This is a genomic window from Sodalis sp. (in: enterobacteria) (genome assembly GCF_047607725.1).
Classification (GTDB): domain Bacteria; phylum Pseudomonadota; class Gammaproteobacteria; order Enterobacterales; family Enterobacteriaceae; genus JBLKSS01.
In genome coordinates this window covers 1-5,438 of record NZ_JBLKSS010000218.1, presented here as the reverse complement: position 1 = coordinate 5,438, position 5,438 = coordinate 1, and the positions used below count along the sequence as shown (strand labels likewise).

Sequence of the window (5,438 nt, the reverse complement as noted above, 5' to 3'; positions counted from 1 at the left end):
CACAGGAAAAATAGACTAAAACTGAGTCAGAAGATGAGCGAACACGTGATCGAATATCACTGGAATGGGTGATCGGAAAATATCGGAATAACTGATCGGATGTCGCCGGAACAGATGATCGGATACGTCGGAATCTGCAATTTGCTCAAGCGCGGTCGGCATGTGTATGTGGATAAGCCGCTGGCGGCAACCCTTGAGCAGGCGGAAGCGCTGCTGACGCTGGCCGCCCGGCAGCAGCGGATACTGATGGTCGGTTTCAACCGCCGCTTCGCGCCGCTGTACCAGCGTCTCAAACAGGACATGCAGCACGTTGCTTCGCTGCGCATGGATAAGCATCGTAGCGACAGCGTCGGGCCGCAGGACGTGCGTTTTACGCTTTTAGATGATATCTGCACGTCGTGGACACCGCCTTATGGTTGGCGGGCGGGACGCCGGCATTGTCCGGCGGTCTGATGCGGGCCAATGGGGCGGGCCAGCTGTTGTACGCCGAGCATGCGTTTCGCTGCGGCGAGGGGCTGGTCACCACCGCCAGGCGGGCAGCCAGCGGGAAACCGTCACCGCCGTAACCCGCGGCGCGCTCTATCGGGTAGAGGAGATGCGCCATTTTCAGTGGGAACGCGCGGGAACACTAGGGGAATTGCCGGTCCCCGCCTGGCAGACGATTTTAACTCAGCGCGGGTTTACCGGCGCGGTAGAGCACTTTATCGACTGTGCGGCGAACCAGACCCCGACGTGTCTCGATGGCGAGGAGAGCATCAGCGTGCAGCGCTGGATTGAGCGACTGCTGGCGGAGCGTGAGGCTTGATGTCCTGACGCCACGACGCTATCAGCGTGTGGCAGGGCTTTTCCCCGACGGGCGGCGCAACCGGCCGTTACCGCGACGCCGCTAACGGGCAGTAGCGATTTTCTCCGGGCAGGGTAGACTAGGTGCACCTTAACGGCTCAGGATTTGCAGGGCGGCGCGCCAACCTCAGGTTGACGGCGTCCGGGCGGAACAGAAAAACACCACCATGAATTTATTGAAATCGCTGGCAGCGGTCAGCTCCATGACACTTTTTTCCCGCGTATTGGGGGTTATTCGCGATGCTATCGTGGCTCGGGTGTTCGGCGCGGGTATGGCGAGCGACGCCTTTTTCGTCGCCTTCAAAATTCCCAATCTGCTGCGTCGCATCTTCGCCGAAGGGGCTTTCTCCCAGGCGTTTGTGCCCATTTTGGCGGAATATAAGAGCCAGCAGGGCGAGGCGGCAACGCGCGTGTTTGTCGCCTATATCGCCGGCTTGCTTACGCTGGTGCTGGCGCTGGTCACCGTCGCCGGTATGCTGGCCGCGCCCTGGGTCATTATGATCACCGCGCCGGGGTTTACCGATACGCCGGAGAAATTCGCCCTGACGACCGCGCTGTTACGTATCACCTTTCCCTATATTTTGTTAATTTCCCTCACTTCGCTGGTGGGCGCGGTACTTAATACCTGGAACCGGTTCTCGGTGCCGGCGTTCGCGCCGACGTTGCTGAATGTCAGCATGATCGGTTTCGCGCTGCTGGCGGCGCCGCTGTTTCATCCGCCGGTGATGGCGCTAGCCTGGGCCGTGGTGGCCGGCGGCATTCTCCAATTAGGCTATCAACTGCCGCACTTGAAAAAAATCGGCATGCTGGTGCTGCCCAGAGTGCAATTTCGCGACGCGGGCGTATGGCGCGTGCTGCGGCAAATGGGGCCGGCCATCCTCGGCGTGTCCGTCAGCCAGATCTCACTGATTATCAATACCATATTTGCCTCCTTTCTGGTGTCCGGTTCCGTCTCCTGGATGTATTACGCCGACCGCCTGATGGAGTTCCCTTCCGGGGTGCTGGGCGTGGCGTTGGGGACCATTCTGCTGCCCTCGCTGTCGCGCAGCTTTACCCGCGGCAATCACGATGAATACTCCCGCCTGCTGGATTGGGGATTACGCTTATGCTTCATGCTGGCGCTGCCCAGCGCGGTGGCGCTCGGCATTCTGGCGCACCCGCTGACGGTGGCGCTGTTCCAGTACGGCAAGTTTTCCTCCTTTGACACCTTGATGACCCAGCGTGCGCTGATAGCCTACTCGGTGGGCCTGGTCGGCCTGATTCTGGTCAAAGTGCTGGCCCCGGGGTTTTACTCCCGTCAGGACATAAAAACGCCGGGGCACGTGGCGATGATTACGCTGGTCGTGACCCAACTGATGAACTTGACCTTTATCGGTCCGCTGAAACACGCCGGTCTGTCGCTGTCCATTGGCCTGGCCGCCTGTCTCAACGCCGGGCTATTGTACTGGCAGCTGCGCCGACAAAAATTGTTTCAGCCTCAGCCGGGCTGGCTCGGCTTTTTCTGCCGTCTGATGCTGGCGGTCATTATCATGGCGGCGGCGCTGGTTGGGCTGCTGTCGGTGATGCCGGACTGGGCGCAGGGCGCCATGCCCTGGCGGCTGTTGCGCATGATGGGCGTGGTGGCGGCAGGAATAGTTGTCTATTTCGCCACGCTGTGGTTGGTGGGATTCCGTCCGCGTCACTTCGTGCGCTCGGTGCAGGTTCACTAAACCCTTTCCCGCGATGAAAAAAAACCGGTCCGCGACAGGCGGGCCGGCTTCTCAACGATCGCGGCGGTCAAGGGGTGCGCAATTCAGGCGTTAAGCCCCGGCTACATCCGCTCGACCGTTTCGATACCCAACAGATCTAGTCCTTGCTTCAACGTGCGTGCGGTGAGCAGCGCCAGTTGCAGACGGCTTTGGCGCAACGCTTCGTTCTCGGCATTCAGGATTGGATAGTGTTCGTAGAAGGCGGAAAACAGCACGGCCAGATCATAAAGATAGGCGCATAACACGTGGGGCGTGCCGTCGCGCGCCACCGTCACAATGGCTTCCTCCAACTGCAGCAGACGAACCGCCAGCTGGGTTTCCTGCTCCGCCGCCAGCCGAATATCACCGGTAAGCTGCTGCTCATCCTGGCCGCTGCGCTTGAATATCGAGACGACTCGGGTATAAGCGTATTGCATGTAGGGTGCGGTATTGCCCTCGAAACTCAGCATATTGTCCCAGTCGAAAATGTAATCGGTGGTACGGCTTTTCGACAAATCCGCATACTTCACCGCCCCGATACCCACCACCTGTGCCAGCCTTTCCAGCTCCGCGTCGTCCATGGCGGGATTTTTAGCGGCAATCAGGCGGCGCGCGCGTTCCAGCGCTTCGTCCAGCAGGTCAATGAGTTTTATTGTCCCGCCTGCCCGGGTTTTAAACGGCTTGCCGTCCTTGCCCAACATCATGCCGAACATGTGATGTTCAAGCGGTAACGATTCAGGCACGTAGCCGGCCTTGCGCACGATGGTCCAGGCCTGCATCAAATGCTGATGCTGGCGTGAATCGATATAGTAGATGATGCGATCGGCTTTTAGCGTTTCGTAGCGGTATTTGGCGCAGGCGATATCGGTGGTGGCATAGAGGTAAGCGCCATCCTTTTTCTGGATGATCACCCCCATGGGCTCGCCTTCTTTATTTTTAAATTCCTCGAGGAACACCACGATGGCCCCTTCGCTCTCCACCGCCAGCCCCTTCGCCTTCAAATCCGCCACGATCCCGGGCAACATGGCGTTGTACAGGCTCTCGCCCATGACGTCTTCGCGTTTAAGCGTCACGTTGAGCCGGTCATAGGTTTTCTGATTCTGCGCCATGGTGACATCCACCAGTTTGCGCCACATCCGGCGGCAATATTCATCGCCGCACTGGAGCTTCACCACATAACCACGCGCGCGCTCGGCGAAAGCGGGATCCTCATCATAGTGCTGTTTGGCGGCGCGATAAAAGCTTTCCAGACTGGAGAGCTGCATTTCCGCTTCACCGCCGTCCTGCACTTTCTCCAGATAGGCGATCAGCATGCCGAACTGTGTTCCCCAATCCCCGACGTGGTTGGCCCTTATCACGTTATGGCCCAAAAACGTCAGCGTGCGCACCGAGGCATCGCCGATGATGGTCGAGCGCACATGGCCGACATGCATTTCTTTGGCAACATTGGGGGCGGAATAATCCACCACAATGGTTTGCGGCGCGACGCTTGCAACCCCTAGACGCGACGAAGAAAGGGCCTCGGCAAGGTGGTTCTCCAGCCAGCGCGGGTCGAGAAAGATATTGATAAAACCGGGACCGGCGATGTCGACTTTGCGGGCGATGCCGCTCAAATCAAGCAAGCCGACGACCTTTTCCGCCAGCGTGCGGGGCGGCAGACCGAGGCGCTTGGCGATCGCCATAACGCCATTGGCCTGATAATCAGCGAACTGGGCCTTCGCCGACTGCCGCACCTGCGCTTCGCAGTCAGCGCTCGCGCCTGCAGCCACCAGCGCCTGCTGGATTTTTTCAGAGAGAAGTGTGTGGATGTTCACCGGAATACCTTTATTGCATGGGCGGGAGGGAGGCAGAGCGCTGACATTCCCTGGCAACCTGATACGCCACCATAACCGGGCGGCCACGGTGGTCAGATCCGAAAAATAAACCATGCTTATACCATAATCGGCGGCGGGAGTCAGTAGAGCGGGTAAGATGGATTTAACGGGTGAGGGAAGTAAAGTAGAAAGGCTGCCCGCCGCGAAGCGGGATGAGGGGGCGTTAACGATAGCGGCGGCGTTCTTTGCGAGAAATGCCGAGCTGATTGCGATTTTTGCTGCGTAAATGCTGGATTATGGAATAGACAGCGACAATAACCAGCAACAGGCATAAAGTTAATAATAGCATTTTATATACCTTCGATTATTTAGGTGTCTAAAATAGCTGAAATATCCTGGACGCACAATCCGCCCGGCGCGCTTTAAGAATATCCCTACTTTTTACTCCTGTAATCGCTTTGAAATATGAGATAAAGCTGATGTTTGTAAATGTAATGTCAGGAAATAGGGCGAACATTACTCTTTCTATTAAGTATGATAAATATTTGCCATTTAATGCCCTCTTGCAAATTAACAGATTAATCTTAATACTCTATCGTGCGGTCGCGCGCTGCCCTCCGAGAAGGGCGAAGCGGCGAACGGCGCGGCGCGATGCAGGGGCAAAGAAGATAAATAAGGATAAAGAAAAATGAATTGGACCGACGTTCCACAATTATTGGATTTAAAAATCGATTTAGTGCGTTTTGACGCAGAGCTATACGCTTTAATGAATAGATTAGGTATTTTGCCAGAAGCTTTTCTTATCGATCATATTGCCGTGCGCTGTCATCAAGACGTTACGGCGCAACGCTGGTATCAGGGTTTCTCCCAATGCGGCCGTGTTTTGAATGAAACGACAATTAACGGCCGTAACATTGGTAAGCGCCCCGTGGAGGACGTCTTGAATTATTGGTGGGTTTGTTGTATGGCCCGGTAAGAATATGTTCCACTACGATGCCTAGTGAACCCGCATCCTATAAGGGACGGCTGTCAGATCATGGATAATCCGGCGATG

At 56.7% G+C, this 5,438-nt stretch carries 2 protein-coding genes and 2 pseudogenes; 3 read left to right on the top strand and 1 reads right to left on the bottom strand.

Translation table 11 applies throughout. The annotated features are described in order from the left end of the window. Window positions 1-132 precede the first annotated feature (132 nt). Window positions 133-805, top strand: a pseudogene (locus ACMX3H_RS16745) (Gfo/Idh/MocA family protein); the annotation flags it as partial. 205 nt (window positions 806-1,010) lie between these two features. Next, the gene (gene murJ / locus ACMX3H_RS16740) at window positions 1,011-2,552 is read left to right on the top strand and encodes a murein biosynthesis integral membrane protein MurJ (protein WP_415211626.1); all 1,542 of its coding nucleotides are present in this window, start codon (window positions 1,011-1,013) and stop codon (window positions 2,550-2,552) included. Window positions 2,553-2,653: 101 nt separating this feature from the next. Here the strand turns inward: murJ and argS are convergent, their stop codons facing one another. Then, on the bottom strand, window positions 2,654-4,384 hold the full coding sequence (gene argS, locus ACMX3H_RS16735; protein WP_415211625.1) for an arginine--tRNA ligase: 1,731 nt from the start codon (window positions 4,382-4,384) through the stop codon (window positions 2,654-2,656). Between the two features lie 688 nt (window positions 4,385-5,072). On the opposite strand from argS, the pseudogene ACMX3H_RS16730 reads away from it, so the two are divergent. Then, window positions 5,073-5,243: pseudogene (locus ACMX3H_RS16730) on the top strand (VOC family protein); the annotation flags it as partial. Window positions 5,244-5,438: the final 195 nt, after the last annotated feature.

Bases quoted from the DNA above. Each gene is read 5' to 3' on its own strand.
- murJ (WP_415211626.1), top strand. From the start codon at position 1,011: ATGAATTTATTGAAATCGCTGGCAGCGGTCAGCTCCATGACACTTTTT.